General features: G+C 39.3%; 17 protein-coding genes. 3 read left to right on the top strand and 14 right to left on the bottom strand.

Annotated features, from left to right (window positions below; translation table 11 throughout):
* Positions 1-26 precede the first annotated feature (26 nt).
* Positions 27-1,097, top strand: a complete 1,071-nt coding sequence (locus LCM09_RS12995; protein WP_224882458.1) for a toxic anion resistance protein — start codon at positions 27-29, stop codon at positions 1,095-1,097.
* A 62-nt stretch (positions 1,098-1,159) separates the two neighbouring features.
* Positions 1,160-1,978: a hypothetical protein gene (locus LCM09_RS12990; protein ID WP_224882456.1), complete on the top strand. Its 819-nt coding sequence runs from the start codon at positions 1,160-1,162 to the stop codon at positions 1,976-1,978.
* Positions 1,979-2,011: 33 nt separating this feature from the next.
* On the opposite strand, the gene trhO is transcribed toward LCM09_RS12990, so the two are convergent.
* The 7 genes from trhO to LCM09_RS12955 form a co-directional block, all read right to left on the bottom strand.
* Positions 2,012-2,983 carry an oxygen-dependent tRNA uridine(34) hydroxylase TrhO gene (gene trhO / locus LCM09_RS12985; RefSeq protein WP_224882454.1) on the bottom strand — a complete coding sequence of 324 codons (972 nt, stop codon included), beginning with the start codon at positions 2,981-2,983 and terminating at the stop codon, positions 2,012-2,014.
* Positions 2,984-3,125: 142 nt separating this feature from the next.
* On the bottom strand, positions 3,126-3,566 hold the full coding sequence (locus LCM09_RS12980) for an OsmC family protein (RefSeq protein ID WP_224882453.1): 441 nt from the start codon (positions 3,564-3,566) through the stop codon (positions 3,126-3,128).
* Positions 3,567-3,633: 67 nt separating this feature from the next.
* A complete protein-coding gene (locus LCM09_RS12975; RefSeq protein WP_224882451.1) occupies positions 3,634-4,062 on the bottom strand; it encodes a BrxA/BrxB family bacilliredoxin in 429 nt (142 codons plus the stop codon).
* Positions 4,063-4,077: 15 nt separating this feature from the next.
* Positions 4,078-5,208, bottom strand: coding sequence for a conserved virulence factor C family protein (locus tag LCM09_RS12970; protein WP_224882449.1), 1,131 nt, complete (start codon positions 5,206-5,208; stop codon positions 4,078-4,080).
* 62 nt (positions 5,209-5,270) lie between these two features.
* Positions 5,271-5,864, bottom strand: a complete 594-nt coding sequence (locus tag LCM09_RS12965; RefSeq protein ID WP_224882447.1) for a lytic transglycosylase domain-containing protein — start codon at positions 5,862-5,864, stop codon at positions 5,271-5,273.
* An 18-nt stretch (positions 5,865-5,882) separates the two neighbouring features.
* Positions 5,883-6,986: a sporulation integral membrane protein YtvI gene (gene ytvI, locus LCM09_RS12960; RefSeq protein WP_224882445.1), complete on the bottom strand. Its 1,104-nt coding sequence runs from the start codon at positions 6,984-6,986 to the stop codon at positions 5,883-5,885.
* Between the two features lie 85 nt (positions 6,987-7,071).
* The gene (locus LCM09_RS12955; RefSeq protein ID WP_224882438.1) at positions 7,072-7,803 is read right to left on the bottom strand and encodes an EAL domain-containing protein; all 732 of its coding nucleotides are present in this window, start codon (positions 7,801-7,803) and stop codon (positions 7,072-7,074) included.
* 115 nt (positions 7,804-7,918) lie between these two features.
* Here LCM09_RS12955 and LCM09_RS12950 point away from each other — a divergent pair, with 115 nt between their 5' ends.
* On the top strand, positions 7,919-8,116 hold the full coding sequence (locus LCM09_RS12950; protein ID WP_224882436.1) for a hypothetical protein: 198 nt from the start codon (positions 7,919-7,921) through the stop codon (positions 8,114-8,116).
* A gap of 41 nt (positions 8,117-8,157) precedes the next feature.
* Here LCM09_RS12950 and glgA read toward each other — a convergent pair whose 3' ends face one another.
* From glgA to LCM09_RS12915, 7 genes are all read right to left on the bottom strand, one after another.
* Positions 8,158-9,588, bottom strand: a complete 1,431-nt coding sequence (gene glgA, locus LCM09_RS12945) for a glycogen synthase GlgA (RefSeq protein WP_224882434.1) — start codon at positions 9,586-9,588, stop codon at positions 8,158-8,160.
* A gap of 15 nt (positions 9,589-9,603) precedes the next feature.
* Entirely contained in the window at positions 9,604-10,710 is a 1,107-nt protein-coding gene (glgD, locus tag LCM09_RS12940; protein ID WP_224882432.1) for a glucose-1-phosphate adenylyltransferase subunit GlgD, read from the bottom strand.
* A gap of 17 nt (positions 10,711-10,727) precedes the next feature.
* Complete coding sequence (locus LCM09_RS12935; protein WP_224882430.1) at positions 10,728-11,867, bottom strand: glucose-1-phosphate adenylyltransferase; 1,140 nt, start codon at positions 11,865-11,867, stop codon at positions 10,728-10,730.
* Positions 11,860-13,761, bottom strand: coding sequence for a 1,4-alpha-glucan branching protein GlgB (gene glgB / locus LCM09_RS12930; protein ID WP_224882422.1), 1,902 nt, complete (start codon positions 13,759-13,761; stop codon positions 11,860-11,862). Before glgB ends, LCM09_RS12935 begins: the two co-directional genes overlap by 8 nt.
* A 260-nt stretch (positions 13,762-14,021) precedes the next feature.
* The gene (locus tag LCM09_RS12925; protein WP_224882421.1) at positions 14,022-15,032 is read right to left on the bottom strand and encodes a glycoside hydrolase family 15 protein; all 1,011 of its coding nucleotides are present in this window, start codon (positions 15,030-15,032) and stop codon (positions 14,022-14,024) included.
* Between the two features lie 88 nt (positions 15,033-15,120).
* Positions 15,121-15,378, bottom strand: a complete 258-nt coding sequence (locus LCM09_RS12920) for a YhdB family protein (RefSeq protein WP_224882413.1) — start codon at positions 15,376-15,378, stop codon at positions 15,121-15,123.
* Positions 15,379-15,458: 80 nt separating this feature from the next.
* Positions 15,459-16,319 carry a CvfB family protein gene (locus LCM09_RS12915; protein ID WP_224882411.1) on the bottom strand — a complete coding sequence of 287 codons (861 nt, stop codon included), beginning with the start codon at positions 16,317-16,319 and terminating at the stop codon, positions 15,459-15,461.
* Positions 16,320-16,438 lie beyond the last annotated feature (119 nt).

Here is a 16,438-nt window from a genome sequence, read left to right as displayed (position 1 = left end):
TTCATTCTTTTGAAGGAGTGACATACATGAACAATCTATCAGAACAAAACGATAAACAGCGTGAGAAAGCAGAAGAAATCATTCAAAGCTTTTATCATGAAGATGACTCTGATAAAATCTTGCAATCTTTGTCAGGACTAGGCGAAGACGCTCAGAGAAACGCAGGGCAATCGTTAGAAGCACTTAAGCGCCCTGTTAAAGGAATGATTGATCAACCTGATAATGATCTTCCTGAGAACCTTCATAAATTAAGAGAACACGTCTCAGAGCTTGAGCCAACCTACTTAAAGAAAAAGAAGATAAACAAACTTTTAAACAAAGTACTTGGTAGAAATGAAATTGAACAATATGCAAAAAAGTATAAAACGGTCGAATCACAAGTAGAAGTAATCGTTGAATCACTTCTAACAGGTAGAGATAAGCTACAAGAAGATAACTTGATGTTAAGAGAACTTAAGGACGTTGCTAAAGAAAGAATTGTCGGACTTGAAGATCAAATGGAGCTTGGCCAGACGCTAATGACCATGCTTGACGAAGAAGCTGCAAAAAACCAATGGAAAGAAAATCCATTACCCATACAAAAAGCCCAGCAAAAAGTGGTAAGCCGTGTGAAGAATATGTCTCAAGCCGTTATGGTGTTAAGACAATCGATGGCTTCTGTTGATCTGATTATAGAAAATAATGAGAAACTTGAGGAAGCGATTTTCAATGCAGTCACAATGACCAAAAATATAATCACCGTTACTGCTTCCATTCAGCTAGCTCTAGGAAATCAGCAGAAGGTTATTTCAGCGGTTCAAAATGTAAATGAGGCAACTGAATCGATGCTCCTTCGAAATGCAGAAATGCTTAAACAAAACACAGAAGAAACGATAAAAACTCTTGAAAAACCTGCGATTGCAATCGAATCGTTCAGAAAGGCGTACAATGATGTATTTGAAGCGATCGATATTACTGAAAAATCAAATGCTCGCATCATCGATAGTGGGAAATTGTTCATTACAGAGATGGAAGAGTTAAACAATGAAATGAAGCTTAAGCTCGACGGCTCGACAGTAAAGCAAAAGGAGCTTTCTGAAGCTGCTGACCGTCTATAAGACTGGAGGGAATTAATGTGAGGCTACTCGATTCTCCTGAATATCAATGGGTGGAGAAATTTTTGCCTCCCAGATTTAAAACAGTTGAATCAACGTTATTGCAAGACGTTGGTTCGAATGAATTTCTTACCTTTGCTGAGCAGCTTTTAGATGAGTTCATTCACCGAATATCTTCAGGAGCTGATAAACAAGCGAAATGGAAACGCACTGAAAAAGGTTTTACGATTTTCTTGAAAATCAAAAGAAACATCATTCTTTTCTCTGGGTATGACAGTCAAAAAAGCCGCTCTTCTACCCCTAAGAAGTTTTATATTCAATGGGAACGACAAATGAAGTCTACGAGAGAACATGGCAAATGCAAGCAGGGATTGATTTTAATTAACGATCGCGGACGAATTATCAAGAGAAGCGTCAAACGCTCTCCTTATTTTTCTGGGATATTTAATCGAATGAAACAATTAGATCAGGCTTTGATCGGTCCAGAGCACGTTGTGGTCGAATCAAAAGTTGACGCTACATTAAAAGAACATATCCAGGTAATCGAGCACCTTATAACAAACCCAGCTATTAAAGGGGTCATTGAATCTAGATCGAATCGGCTTGTTAATCTCCTCAATACGATGTTACCAGAACTAGATCTTCTCGATATAGAAGAGCGCCACACAGTAAAGCGAATGTTGTCGACTGAACTCCCCGGTCTATTAGAAGGCTATATCAGTCTTTCTGATAGCAATAAAGAACGAAGACATGGTGATTTGTTCCAGGCACTATGTAAGATGGAACTCACGTTGCATCAGCTGTTAGAAAAACTTGAAGACTTAAGACTATCTAAAGTGGATCACTTACTAAAAGTGAATAAGATGAGATATGACAAAAAATAAAAGCTAGCTGTCAAAGTGGACAGCTAGCTTTTATTATACTTCTTGTTGAATATTTTCTTTCATGATCGCTTGAATACGCTCATTCACTTCTTCTTCAGATAATCCATGCTCTTCTACATAACGATTTCGTTCGGATACGCGGCATTCATGAGAACAGCCACGCAAGTATTTATGCTCATTTTCTTCAGAAGTAATAATTTGTTTATTACAGTCTGGATCTGCACAGTTTACATATCGTTCGCATGGCTCACCAGTAAAGTAATCTTTACCTACCACCACATGATCTTTTTGGTTGATAGGAACAGAGATTCTCTCATCAAATACATAACATTTACCGTCCCAGAATTCACCTTTTGTTTCTTCGTCTTTACCATATGTGACGATTCCACCATCAAGCTGGTTCACATCCTGAAATCCTTGGTTGATCATCCAACCAGTAAATTTCTCACATCGAATACCACCCGTGCAGTAAGTCAGTATCTTTTTGTCTTTTTTGTCAGCTAGGTTTTCCTGTACCCATTCTGGTAAATCACGGAAGTTCTTAATATCAGGGTTGATGGCACCTTTGAAATGCCCTAGCTCGTACTCATAGTCGTTACGAGTATCAAGGATAATAACGTCTTCGTCTTGCATCGCTTCGCGCCATTCTTTTGGTTTTAGATGCTTCCCACCAACTTGTGTTGGATTGTGGTTATCTTCTAAACGAAGTGTTACTAATTCAGGACGTTCACGGACGTGCATTTTTTTAAATGCATGTTCTTCAGCCTCATCAATTTTGAAGAAAAGGTCACTAAATCGTTCGTCAGCGTGCATCATGTCCATGTATGCTTGTGTTTGTTCTACTGTTCCTGAAACCGTACCGTTGATCCCTTCTTCAGCCACCAAAATCCTACCCTTTAAATCATGTTCAATACAAAATTCTTGGTGCTTCTCTACAAAATCACCTGGGTTATCAATTTGTACATATTTATAATACAATAATACGCGGTAGTCTTTATTGCTCATAATCGTATCTCCTTTATTCCACTGTTTCTATAACAGAATCGTTCACCCGCTCCAAAATATTATTATAATAAATTCTCGCTAGAATGCAAATAGCAGGTTTTACATTTATTAATGTCCAATTGGAGGAATGACAATTAGGATGTTAGACGATTTCGATCGATGGTTCTACAAATACGTTTACGTTTCCTTTGATCGCTCGAGTGATCATACAACCATCTTCTGCTCGATCTGCTATGTCTAAGATCCTTTTTCTAAGCGATTCATCTGGTGTTTCATTTAAATAAACGACTGGATAATGATGGATGGACTCGACATGGACTCTTCCCTCTTCACTTACAATTAACTTAGAAGATATCTTAATATCCTCGAAAGAAATATTCTTCGCTTCAAGATAAAGTCCAAGCGTCATAAAATAACAAGCAGCAGAAGAACTTAGTAACAGTTCGTCAGGATTCGTACCTTCATCTAATCCTCCCATTGAGGTTGGAATCGTTACATCTGCTGAAAAATTCTCAGAATGGACCTCACCTTTTCCTTTCCTTCCGCCTTTGTAGCTTCCTTTTAACTCAAATACATGTTCCATCACAAATACCTCCAAACGATTTTCTATAAGAAAACCCCACTCTATAGATAGAGTGGAGTATTAGCTATTAGCAATATTGCTCAAATGCACCTGTAAGGTTTTCCACTATTTCTTCCACTTCATGATCTTCAATTTCCTCACGAGGAATGAAATGCAGAACCTGACCATCTTTCATTAACACCATAGATGGTGAAGAAGGCTCGTACCCTTCTAAATACTCTCTCATTTTTGACGTTGCTTCACGGTCTTGACCTGCGAAAACCGTAATAAAGTGGTCCGGTTTCTTTTCACTTTCGATTGCTTCACGCGCTGCTGGTCGTGCTAAACCTGCTGCGCACCCACATACTGAATTGATTACGACAAGTGTTGTCCCCTTTGTACCAGTTACAAACTCAGCTACCTCATCAGCTGTTGTAAGTTCTTCAAAGCCTGCTGAAGTTAATTCATCACGCATCGGCTGAGCCATTTGTTTCATGTATTCTTCATATGGATTCATTAAATGAACCTCCCTTTATTTTGATTTACGTGCTTGCGTCATTTGATGCCATACTGATCCTTTTGCTTCTTCTCCGCCTTTTATGCGCTCAAGTGCCATTCTTGCTTGCATCTTCACTTCGAACTCCGGATCATCTATTGATTTTTCTAATGCTCCGACTGCAGATTCATCGCCAACTTCATAAAGAAACATCGCTGCTCTCCAACGAACAAGTTTGTTCTTATCTGAAAGTGCTTCCACCATTTCAGGAATAGCTTCAACGTATCCAAGGTCTGACATGCAATCTCCAGCAGTTCTGCGAACCGTTACTGACTTGTCTTTTAACGCTTTATAAAGTAATGGCAGAACTTCTTTTGATTCAATCATACCAAGATAAACTGCAGCTAACCTACGAATGGAAGCTTTCTCATCTTCTAGTGCTTTCTCTAATAAAGGCAAATCGGTGATTTCTGGATCCAAGCGATCTAGAGCCGCATATCTTTCTTTCCACTCTGGGTGGTCAAGCATCTCAAGCGTTACATGCTTCTTTTCTTGTTTCTCTGAAGTTCGCTCTCGATTTGGGTCAAACGCTTCTTTCACAAGAGATTCGAGCCTTTTCTCGTCATAGGTGGCAGCTATTTCTTCAGTAACCTCCACTCCCACTTCTTCCGGAGAACCATAACGAGGATTTTGCTCTTTCCATTCTCTTTCCATCACCATATTGTCAGAAGCTGACGAAGCTTTCATCGCTGCTTCCATGAACCGATCAGGAAGACCGAAGCGATGTTCATCCTCTCCATCTACTAACTTGACCTGCATAGGAATTCCCCTAAACATTTGGATGAACACTTTAACTTCTCCAAAATCTTCTTCAACAGCTGAAGAAGACGCATGATCGTCGTCACTTTCTTGACCAAAAGCTTCTCTTGCTCCTGGTAATATATCTTCCCAAGCATATCTAGCATTTCGTTCTAATGCAATGAAATCCATTACATGATAAATTTCTTTCACCCCAGGTACCGCCATTAACTTTTGGATATATATAGGCGCATCAGCAAGGTCGCTGCCTTGCTTGTATTGACGGGTATCACCTGCAGCTAATTCTTCACTCAAGTTAATTTTCATCGAATTCGGACTCGGTGTTGGTTCGATTGATACGATCTTCATGGAACCTCCCCCTTCTTCAAGTGATTTTATCATATGTGTAATAGCTGTACCATTAAGAGCTATTACTTGTTGATTTTTACAACAGTAGCGTTCTTTTTATATTCGTTATAATAAGATAACACTTCATCTACATATTCATCGCTTCGGTTATATGCGAATAATGCTTGCTGTAATTTCCCTTCACTAGCACCGTTAGCTGATAGATAGCTAGCTGCTGTATAGGCTGCGTCAGTCATGTTATATGGATCTGCCTTTCCATCTCCGTTCCCATCTTTCCCATAACCACCGTATTTCTCAATCAAATCAGGATCTGTTATATCGATTTCATCTCCATCGTTCAACTTTCCTAATTCACTACCTTCATATTGCCAACCTAGCCAGGTTAATGGCATAAATTGGTAATGACCAATCGCACCTTTTGGACTTTCGAGAGAAGACATTGTTGAGAATTTTGTTTCAACACGGTGTACAGCAGCGAGTAATTCCCACTGAACGTCATATTGATTTGCTGCGTCTTGATACGTACCGATATATTCCTTTGGTACTTGTGATTTTTTAATTGGAGGTCTTAACCCTACCTTATCTTCTTGTAGAAGAAGCGCGATTATGACACTACCAATAACAGTGCCTAGTATTAATAATGCAGGTCTTCTCAATGTTGTTAGTCTTCCTTCCTATTTACGCTCGTTATTGTCGATAAACTCTTCACTTGGAAGATGAATCCATTTACCAAGATATCCATGATCAAACAATGCCTTAATGAGAATTAATAGAATTGGTGATAGGATAACACCCGCGATTCCAAACAAAGAAAGTGAAATAATCATAAATGACAAGATTGTAAATGCAGAAACGCCTAATGAATCTCCAGTGATTTTCGGTTCCATGATTTGCCTAACTAACATCACGACGCCTAATAACCCGATTAGCCAGAAAGCTAAGGTCGATTGGCCGATAATGAACAAATAAATAGCCCAAGGTAAGAAAATAGCAGATACCCCTAACAATGGAAGAACATCAAAAAAGGCAGATAGTAATGCGATTGTAAAAGCATTATCTACTCGCAAAATCCATAACCCACAAAGTACAAGAACAAACGTGATCGTAATTAATTTGAGCTGTGCTTTTACATATGAACCGATCCCGCTAAGCACATTTTCTTTTAAAAAATAGTAAGCTTTCTTGAAGGTGTTAGGAGTTCTTTTGTGTGCGATTCGTTTCCACATTTCAATCTCGACACTCAAAAAGTATGCAAGAACGATTCCAACTACGAAATTAATAATAAGAGTTGGAATTGAGGTAACGAAGGCGAAAATCCCGTTAAGAAATCCAGTTAATACAAAGGAAGCCTTTTCGACAACAGTAACGGAATACTCTTGAGCTTTATGTAAAATATCTGGTGGCAGTGCATTCATCTGAAGTTGCGCCCACTCCACATAGTTCAACAATTGCTCTTGGAAAATATCTACGTACCGTGGTATCAATGAGATAAGATTCTGAAGCTGCAACACAAAAATGGCTCCTGCGAGAAAAACGACACTTAATACGATCAACACAAAAAGAAGTGTCGATATGGTAGTGGCGACTGTTTTTCCTAACCCCTTATTATTTAAGAAACGCGCAAAAGGTTCTATTATCAAGAAGATAACATATCCAACAAAGATGGGTGCTGCGATCTCAAACAAAAAACTAAATACAAACATGATTAAAAATACGGTTAAAACGATTAAGCCGATATCAAAAGCAGTTCTAGCATATCGCTTATAAAACGTTAACATGTCTTCACCTCTTGTCACTCTTATGACGTAAGCATATCTTTTTTATGCTTCTTTTTCCATAGGAAAAACGCTTTAACACGTAACTTTATGTATGAATGGAAGTGATGGGCTTGTCTGAAGGCTTACCATAATAATAACCTTGACCAAAAGCGATGCCGATCTCTGCACAAAAATCAGCTTCTTCTTTTTGTTCAATACCTTCTGCTAATAACAGAATTCCTTCTTCATTCGCTAGTTTCCCTAAATCGATCAATGCTTTCTGTTTTTCTAGATCGTTATGACACTGATCAATATAACGTCTATCGATCTTTGCATAATCTGGTTTTAGTGCTAGGAGTAGTTCCTTTGTTGCATACCCTGTCCCTAAGTCATCAAGGGCAACTTTCATTCCTTCGTCTTGATAGGTTTTGAAAATATTTTTTAGGTGATCGATTCTATGAATCTTTTCCGTTTCTACTACTTCAAATACAAGGTCTCCTGGGTCAACACTATGTTCTTCAACTGCTTGGAATGTTGTTCTTAAACAATGAGCAGGGTCATATATAGAAGATGGCAGAAAATTAATGAATCGTTTAATTCCCCTAGGGATAAGATTTGAGCTAATCTCGATTGCTTTTTTACGTGCTTCACTATCGAGGAAAGATTGTAATCCAGAGTTTCTTGCAACTTCAAAAAGGTCATATGGTTTAAACGAATAGTGTTGATTAGTTGGCCTTAGGAGGAACTCATACGCTTCAATCTCACCCTTCTCTAGTGACAAGATCGGCTGCATATGGGCTGTAAACATACCTTCTTGCATGATTGTTACATACTTCAAATTCTGCAACCTTATATAAAAATGTGGAAACGAAACAACTGTCTTTTTTTCATGTATTGAAGATAACGTTGTGCAGCTAAATGTAATCGTTGCATTTCGGCTAAATTCTTTCTCGATGTCATTGCAAATCGTTAATAGCTCCGGAAAATTACTATATGAAATGGTAAAAGTGTCTCCTGATCTGTTAAATAAAGCGTTAAGACTGTCCAATAATATTGGTGAAGGTGTCGTTATTTCAAGTATTCCATTTGATAAAATACTGGGAATCAGTTGGCATTTATTGCAAAACAACTCATCTACTCCTTTTCAATGAAAAAACAGGGGGATACCCCCCTGTCAGTTCTTACTATCGATTTACTTTACTAGCGATTCGTAAAGACTCGAATACTTTTCCGCTGACTTTTCCCACGAATAGTTCAGACGCATCCCTCGCTCAACAAGCTTTCTCCACGTAAGACTCTCATGATGATAGTAATGGAGTGCGAGGCGAATGGCATTTAGCATGTCGTGTGCGTTGTAATCAGCAAAGCTAAATCCATGCCCCTCCCCAGTATACTTGTTATAAGGGATGACCGTATCTTTGAGCCCTCCGGTTTCACGGACGATTGGAAGACTTCCGTAGCGTAGCGCTATAAGCTGACTGATTCCACACGGTTCGAACTGCGAAGGCATGAGGAAAAGATCAGATGATGCGTACAGCTTACGAGCAAATGCTTCGTCAAAGTAAATATTGGCTGAAAACCTACCTGGATATCGGTTTTCGGCTTCCCTCAGCATATGTTCGTAATGCTCATCACCTGTTCCGAGCACGACGACTTGTACATTTTCTTCCATGATTTCAGGAAGTACTCTGAAGAACAAATCCATGCCTTTTTGCTCAACGAGTCTAGTAATCATACATAATACAGGAATGCCTTCACCCTTTTGTAGACCAAGCTTTTCTTGAAGCTCGATCTTGTTTTTCTCTTTCAAAAGGAATGATGAATGATACGTATATTTCAGTGCGGAATCTGCTGCTGGATCATAAAGCTCACTATCAATTCCGTTAATTATTCCGGTGAAATCATCTTCTCGCTTTCTTAAAATCCCATCCAGGTATTCACCAAAATAAGGTTGCTTGATTTCATCAGCATAAGACGGGCTTACTGTCGTAATATAATCCGAATAAAGAAGCCCACCTTTCATAAAGCTTACGTTGCCATGAAATTCGACACCTTCATTAGTAAAGTGAAGCTCGCTTAAATCTAAAAGGTCATGAAGAATCCCCTTAGGGAAGATCCCTTGATAACGAAGATTATGGATCGTGTACACAACTTTCATACCATCGTAGTAAGGATTATTTCGGTAATGTGCTTTCTTTAATACCGGGATCATACCTGTTTGCCAATCGTGACAATGAAGGATGTCTGGCTGCTCATCCAAGTAAGGAATCGCTTCTAATACAGCTCTGCAGAAGAAAGAAAACCTTTCTCCATCATCAAAGTATCCATAGCTTCCACTTCTCTTAAAATAATACTCATTGTCAATAAAGTAATACGTAATATCATTATATCTTAACGTTTCAATTCCACAGTATTGATGTCTCCAACCAACAGGTACTGTGATGGCTTCTTTGAGCTCGAGCTGCTCTTTGAACGTTTCGTTCATATCTTCATACTTTGGAAGGATGACCGATACATTGATTCCTTGCTTTTGTAACTCCTTTGGCAATGCGCCTATAACATCCCCGAGGCCGCCCGTTTTAATAAACGGATGACCTTCTGATGCCGCAAACAATACATTCATGATTCGTTCCCCCTGCTATAAGACTGTTGATTTTGCAATGACTCTTGGTTCATCTTCAGACGTTACTTTTTCATGAGGTGAAACGGAAACATCCTTATCCAGAATGACGTTCTCTACAATAGCACCTTCACTAATCTCACACTTTTGCATGATGATACTGTTCCGAATAACTGCCCCTTTACCGACTTTTACGCCTCTGAATAGGATACTGTTCTCCACAGTTCCAGATACTGTGCATCCATTTGCAATGAGGGAATTAACGACGGTTGAGGACTCATCGTATTTTGCAGGCGCTTCGTGCTTAACTTTTGTATAGATTGGACCTTTATTATAGAAAAGTTCCTGAGTAACATTTGGATCAAGTAATTCCATGCTGTATCTGTAGTAACTCTGTACGTTATCGATGAAGGATACATACCCTCCAAAGTGACACCCGTGCACATGATACCTGCTTAGACTCGCTGCAATAGCTTCATTGATCGATTTATACTTTCCGGTCTCAACGGCTTCTTCAACGATCGAAATGAGCAAAGAAGATTTCATTACGAATGTATTTAGATAAACATCGTCACCAGGGAGTGGCTCTACATCGAGGTTCAATCTCTCAACACGGTCCTCCTCATTCGTGTGTAGTACGTTATACGTGTTGCCGCTCACATAAGGATCATCACATGGTTTATAGACTAGTGTAATGTCTGCTCCTGTTTCTTCATGTTCATCGATCACGTTATGAAAGTCAACGTTCCATACTAACTTCCCGTTCGTAACAACCACATAGTGTGAAAGGCTACGCTTAAAGAAGGAAATATTCTCGTGAAAAGAACGAATATCACCATTCGTTACTCTTTCATCACTTGCAGGGGGCTGGAAAAACAATCCACCTTGGTGGCGATCAAGATCCCACTCTTTTCCTGAACCTAAATGGTCTAACAATGAGCGATATTTTTCTCTTGTAAATACAGCAACCGTATTAATTCCTGCATTTGTCATGCTAGATAATGAGAAATCAATCAATCGATAGCGTCCCGCAAACGGAACAGAAGCGAAGCTCCGATGCCTTGTCAACTCACTAAGGTCGTTATTTTCATCTACTAAATTAATGACACCTACTACTTTTTTCATCGATTCATCCTCCTGTTCTATTTAGGTACTGAAACAATTTCGCCATCAGCAATCAAGGAAATAGATCCGTCTTTATTTCCAAGCTCCATACCATCTTCAATCACAGTTCCACTCTCAATAATTGCATTTTCTATCTTGACGTTTGCTCCAATTTTCACATCAGGCATGATGATCGAATTCTTTATTGTCGTTCCTAGTCCTACATGCACGCCGTAAAACAATACTGAACGATACACTTCTCCATAAACAACACAGCCCTCATTAACGAGTGAACGGCTCACATTGGCTTGTGGTGCAATGTATTGAGGCGGTTGGTTCGGATTAACCGAATAGATTCTCCATGAAGGATCATTAAGAATTAAATCTGGATCGTCATCCAACAAATCCATGTTTGCTTCCCATAGGCTTTGAAGTGTTCCAACATCTTTCCAGTACCCACTGAACGAATACGCATAGAGTTTCTTCTGGTCTTCGATCATCGCTGGAATGATATCTTTCCCGAAGTCGTTTGAGGAATCAGGATTAGCTTCGTCTTCCGTTAAGTACTTCTCAAGAGCTTTCCAACTAAAGATGTATACGCCCATAGAAGCGAGGTTCGTTTTAGGTTCTTCAGGTTTCTCTTGAAATTCAACGATTCGGTTCTCCTCATCCGTATTCATGATTCCAAAGCGATTCGCTTCATTCCATGGAACTTCAAGAACAGCGATCGTCGCATCTGCACCTTGCTCTTCATGGTAATCGAGCATCTCTGAATAATCCATACGATAAATGTGGTCCCCTGATATCACGAGTACATATTCTGGGTCGTATTGACGAAGGTAATACATGTTTTGATAGATGGCATTCGCTGTACCTTTGTACCATTCTCCGCCTTTTTGGCCTAAGAAAGGCGGAAGTACTGATACGCCACCGTTCTTTCTATCAAGATCCCATGCACTGCCGATACCAATATAAGAATTGAGTATGTAGGGCTGATACTGCGTCAAAACCCCAACAGTATCAATATTTGAATTACTGCAATTACTTAACGTGAAATCAATGATCCGGTATTTCCCACCAAAAGGTACTGCTGGTTTTGCAAGACGAGTCGTTAGCTTGCCAAGTCTTGTCCCCTGCCCTCCAGCTAATAGCATTGCGACACAACGTTTCTTAGACATATCGATTTCTCCTTTCAAGGTTGCTTTTATTTTTTTTGCCGAGAACCACGATACCTAATGGAGGGATTTTGAGCTGAAGACTACATGGCTGATTGTGATAAGGTTGTTTTTCACTAAGCAACTTGTCTGCATTTACCTGCCCAGATCCTCCGTATTTTTTCTGATCACTATTAAACATTTCTACGTATTGTCCTGATGAATGTACTCCAATTCTGTAATCATAGTACACATTTGCTGAGAAATTGCAGATGACGATATCACAATCGCCTTTTGCTTTTCCTTTTCTCATGAAAGAAAGAACAGACTGCGATTGGTCGTTCGCATCGATCCATTCAAAACCTTCTGGAGCATGATCAATTCGCCAGAGTGCTCTCGAATCTAGGTAGAACTTGTTTAAGTCTTTCACATAATCATTTGTCTTCTTGTGAAGATCATAATCGAACAACATCCAATCAAGTTCGCTTAAATCTTTCCATTCATCAAACTGACCGAATTCTCCTCCCATAAACAATAGCTTTTTTCCTGGGTGAGTCATCATAAATCCATAAAGAGTGCGAAGATTAGCAAACTTCTGCCAATAGTCCCCTGGCATTTTGTTTAAGAGTGACTTCTTTCCATGAACGACTTCATCATGGGAAAGCGGTAGTAGGTAGTTTTCAGAAAAAGCATAGAAAAATGAAAAAGTTAACAGGTTATGGTGGTGCTTTCGATCGTCCATGTGAAGTTCCATGTACTTCAATGTATCGTTCATCCAGCCCATATTCCATTTGTAATTAAACCCTAATCCGCCTTCATGAACAGGAGCACTAACTAAAGGATAATCTGTTGATTCCTCGGCCATCATCAATGCATTTGGAAAGTGTTCAAATATTGTTTTGTTTAATTTTTGGAGAAATTCTTTTGCTGCAAGGTTTTCTCCTTCTCCTCCAGATCCTTCATGATGATAAAGAATCATCTGAGAAACAGCATCTATCCTTAAACCGTCTATATGGTATAAATCAAACCAGAAGAAGGCATTTGATATTAAGAAGCTTACGATTTCCGGTTTACTATAATCAAAATTGTACGTTCCCCAATTTCTTCTCTCAGCAAGCTCTGGATCTGATGGCTCGAAAACTGGACCACCGTCAAATTGACCTAAACCGTGAGCATCTTTACAAAAGTGAGCTGGAACCCAGTCAAGTATCACTCCGATATCTTCCTGGTGACAGCGATCGATAAACTTTTTCAGGTCATTCGGTTCACCAAAACGGCTCGTTACAGAAAAATAGCCAGTGATCTGGTATCCCCATGACCGATCGAATGGGTGCTCCATTACCGGCATGAGTTCAATATGCGTATATCCATGCTCTTTTACGTATGGAATCAGTTCATTCGTTAAATCTTCGTACGAGTAATACGAACCGTCTTGTTTCCTGCGCCAGGAACCTGGATGAACCTCATAAATCGAAATTGGATTTTCATATGGTTCCGCTTTCTTTCTTTTATTCATCCACTTACTGTCTTGCCAATCGAATTCGTCTACTTTTTTTACAATCGATGCAGTTTTCGGCTTTAGTTCTGAATAAAATGCATACGGATCAGACTTCAATAACACCGACCCGTCTTGCGAAGTAACGGCGTACTTGTATAGTTCATCCTCACCTAGACCTTCTACGTACAACGACCAAAGACCTGATTCCTCAATCTTGTGCATGTGATTCCTTGTGGCATCCCACTCGTTAAAATTCCCTGCAACAGCGACTGCTTTTGCGTGGGGAGCCCAGACGGTAAACCGTACTCCGCTTGTGCCTTCTTCTTCTGCTAAATGAGCTCCCATCGATCGGTAAGCTTGAAATAAGTTTCCTTGATGAAATAAATACCGATCGTAATCTGTCGGCATCGAAACTGTCATTGCGACACCTCTCTTCCATGCTAATTGTAGGGATTTACTAAATTAATCCGCTACTGTTTTATCATTCGACAGCGAATTTCCAACTCCTTTTCCATAAGTGTAATTTCGTGAAAAAAAAGTTGAATTTTCGATTGAATCGTCGAAATGTTATTTCAATGTAAAGAATGAATGTAAAATATGCTAATGAGCTAATCAACTTTACCCTTGAAAGCATTAAAAAAAGCAAAAAAGCTGTGGTTTCACCCACAGCTTTTTTACGATTAAGATACATTTTCTTCTGATTGAGCCATTCGTTCTAAAAGTTGATATGTCATGGAAACTGACCACGCAAGAGGCGTGTTTTTGTTTGGTATGTCCGTACCACCAATAAAGAGCTCTGGTATTTTACCGTTCTCTGGGGTGATGCTCATTGTTTTCTCCCAATACTCATTCATCTTATCTACTTGACCAATTTGACCATAACACAAACCTAACCACGGAAATCCAAAGCACCACTCTGCTTCACTGCCATCGTTATAGTACTGATCACCTTCATACCTCAGAATTCCACGCTCTCTTTCAAGTCGCTCAGTGACACGATCCAAAATTTTGATCGCCGTGGATCGTGATACAACTCGAAGAGGATAAATCAAGGATAGAAGGGATAGGTCCACCTCTTTTGTAGCACTTTCAGCCGGTAGCAAACGGTCTAACGTACGCTCTCCCTTGTGAATTAACTGCTGAGGTACATCAACAAGCGTTTTGACGGCTTTCAGTCCCGCTACACACGCTCCTACGCTAGAAGCATGTATTTCTACATTCTCTTCCCACATTCCGTTATCAGGATTCTTCCAGTACTCTAGACACTCTAAATAATCAACAAGTTTTTGGACGATACGGTAATCAACTTTATCACGTAAGATTGGTTTCCCTACTTGAATTCCTTGTCCTATACCAAAAAGCAAGATACCGATCGCGTCATTTTGAGCATGTCCCCATTCGACAGGGATTTCTTCAAGGTCTTTTGAATATCTAGAATGAATGTACTCATGAAGGTAAACAGGCTTTTGCTTTGTGTGAATATCAAGTTTCCACTCATATTTTCTTAATAAAGTGAGCAATGAATGATACGCCTTTTCGTACCTGGAACATTTCGAAGTTAGATAAGGCATCACTGTATAACAAACGTCTCTGATCCATACATAATTATAATCATCTGATGTACTCGCTACGTATGCTCCATTTGGTAACCTCATACTTTCGAGTACATCATGCAATTTATATTGATTCATTCCATTCACCTGCTCCTTAATTTTTACTATAATTGTTACCCTATTCGACATTTTTTTAATCACAAAAAAACCGACCTAATGAATTAGGTCAGTCTAATGTACTAGATATCGCTGCAGTCTCGTCCTCAACTGGCTCCATCTGATATACATAATCGATGTATGTGAGCAGGTGATCACGTGCTTCTTTTACTTTTACAAATTCTGTTTCACGTATGAATGCTTGAACGAATTTCTCAATTCGTTTCGCAAGTATATCGTCATCTGTTTTCATCATCAACACACTTAAATCGATACAAGCGCAGTGGTGTGTGTAATAAAGAGCTTTGTCATAGTCGGTAATATCCAATGACTTGCCCCCTTTCTAGGAGCTTACCTATAGTATCTGCAGGCGCACTCCGCTTACACGAAGAAAAAGATAACAGTGATTTAAGAAATAATAAAGGTATAACCGTCTTTTTGTTCTACTTTCTTTTCTTTTAGGAGCTTACCCATCGCGCGTTTAAAAGCAGCCTTGCTAATATTAAATTCATTCTTTATCGCATCAGGGTCACTTTTATCTGTGAACGGCATCTTTCCACCGCGCTCATCCATATATTTCAGAAGTTCATCGGCATCTTCAAGCCTTGCTTCTTTTACTAAAGGACGTGTGGATACATTAATCCTTCCATCTTCTCTTACAAATGTGACCCTCACTTTTACTCTCTCGCCAAGTCGTACACTTTGTTTCATTTCATCATTATGAAGAAACGCAAGGTATCCTTCTTCTGTTAAGATCGAAGCGCCTTCCTCTCCGAAACGATAAATAACACCTTCTGTTTCATGGTTCTTAAGATCTCCGCTCGCTTCTGTGGAAAGTTCTTTAATTTCTTCAAAATTGCTAAGATCTGCAAAAAGCCTATTTTTCTTATCAAGCTTTAATCCGCAGTAAAGCTCATCACCGTTTTCCGGCCATCTCGTGCGGTCTTCAGGCAAGTCATCTTTAGAAAGAAGCATATCTTTTTGGATTCCTATGTCAACAAAAACACCTAGTCGAGGTTGAACGCCTACTACTTTTAGAATTGAAAACGAATCAAGTGTTACGACAGGCATCGTTTCAGTTGCAGAAAGTCTGCCTTCATGATCATGATAAAGAAACACTTCCACCTCTTCTTCCTCACCATGCTCTTGTAACGCTTCATTTTTGTGAAGCAGAACATCTTCGTCTCCATTTGTTAAGAAGTAACCGTAATCTTGTTTACGTGCTACTTTTAATGTTGTAATTTCTCCAGCATATAATTGTGTTGCCAACTCTTTTCACAGCCTTTCATAATCCTTTACTTAGTATATCACTACACCAATATGTATTCTCTATTTATCATAAAACTTTTCATCCTGTAAATACTAACATAGACTTCACTCTGAAGGAG

Origin of the sequence: Guptibacillus algicola (assembly GCF_020171805.1) — a bacterium.
Classification (GTDB): Bacteria; Bacillota; Bacilli; order Bacillales; family Guptibacillaceae; genus Guptibacillus; species Guptibacillus algicola.
The sequence above is the reverse complement of the archived record's forward strand: the minus strand, read 5'-3'. Positions and strand labels throughout refer to the sequence as shown.

Excerpts from the sequence above, each read along its gene's own strand:
- LCM09_RS12995 (WP_224882458.1), top strand. The coding sequence starts at position 27 with ATGAACAATCTATCAGAACAAAACGATAAACAGCGTGAGAAAGCAGAA.
- trhO (WP_224882454.1), bottom strand. The coding sequence starts at position 2,983 with ATGAGCAATAAAGACTACCGCGTATTATTGTATTATAAATATGTACAA.
- LCM09_RS12980 (WP_224882453.1), bottom strand. The coding sequence starts at position 3,566 with ATGGAACATGTATTTGAGTTAAAAGGAAGCTACAAAGGCGGAAGGAAA.
- LCM09_RS12975 (WP_224882451.1), bottom strand. The coding sequence starts at position 4,062 with ATGAATCCATATGAAGAATACATGAAACAAATGGCTCAGCCGATGCGT.
- LCM09_RS12970 (WP_224882449.1), bottom strand. The coding sequence starts at position 5,208 with ATGAAGATCGTATCAATCGAACCAACACCGAGTCCGAATTCGATGAAA.
- ytvI (WP_224882445.1), bottom strand. The coding sequence starts at position 6,986 with ATGTTAACGTTTTATAAGCGATATGCTAGAACTGCTTTTGATATCGGC.
- LCM09_RS12950 (WP_224882436.1), top strand. The coding sequence starts at position 7,919 with ATGTCATTGCAAATCGTTAATAGCTCCGGAAAATTACTATATGAAATG.
- glgA (WP_224882434.1), bottom strand. The coding sequence starts at position 9,588 with ATGAATGTATTGTTTGCGGCATCAGAAGGTCATCCGTTTATTAAAACG.
- glgD (WP_224882432.1), bottom strand. The coding sequence starts at position 10,710 with ATGAAAAAAGTAGTAGGTGTCATTAATTTAGTAGATGAAAATAACGAC.
- LCM09_RS12935 (WP_224882430.1), bottom strand. The coding sequence starts at position 11,867 with ATGTCTAAGAAACGTTGTGTCGCAATGCTATTAGCTGGAGGGCAGGGG.
- glgB (WP_224882422.1), bottom strand. The coding sequence starts at position 13,761 with ATGACAGTTTCGATGCCGACAGATTACGATCGGTATTTATTTCATCAA.
- LCM09_RS12925 (WP_224882421.1), bottom strand. The coding sequence starts at position 15,032 with ATGAATCAATATAAATTGCATGATGTACTCGAAAGTATGAGGTTACCA.